The following is a 694-nucleotide window of genomic DNA, read 5'->3' on the forward strand; positions in this document are numbered from 1 at the left end:
CGGTGCAGCTGCCGGTGCAGGCCAGCGGCTTCGTGACGACGCTAACGCACGACGTGGGCGGGCCCTATACCCAGCCCGGGGCGGCGGCGCTGTTTTTGCTGCTGCTGGCGGGGGCACTGGCGGGCTGGGTAGCCGTGGTGAGCACACTGGCTCGCGGGGCTTTCGTGGCGGGCATGGCGCCGGTCATCTTTTTGCTGCTGTCGCTCAATACCGAGTCGCTGGGTCTGTTTGGTACCAGTGAGCGGTATTTTCTGTACCTGATGCTGGGCCTGATTGGGGGCGCGGCGTATGGGCTGCACGCGTTTGCCGAGAGCGTGTCGCTGCGGTGGCGCGTGCTCATCATCGGGGCCATCGTGGCCGGACTGAGTGGCTTGCTGTACGCCCAAAGCCTGCTGCCGGCCCAGGAAACTACGTTGCAGCTGGCGGCTTTCGCCTCGACGGGCGGGGCGGTGGTGCTGGCTTTGCTGGTGCTGTGGGTCGGCGTCGAGAACGTACGGGCGCTGCTTTGGCTGAACACGCAGGCCGAGCAGCCCGCCGGCCGCTTTGGGCTGGTGCCGTTTGTGCTGGCGGCGGGCCTCTACGTGGGCACGCTGCTGCTGTACGTATGGAACGGCGGCAGCCTGCAGCTGTGGCCCGGCCTGATGCTGGACCCGCTGGTGCTGCTGCTGCCGGCCGTGGTAACCGGCTGGCTGGG

1 pseudogene is annotated in these 694 nt (G+C 68.2%); it reads left to right on the plus strand.

What is annotated here, in order from left to right:
* A pseudogene (locus ACYVDE_RS25180) lies at positions 1 to 694 on the plus strand (hypothetical protein); the annotation flags it as partial.

This window comes from Hymenobacter agri (assembly GCF_054778495.1).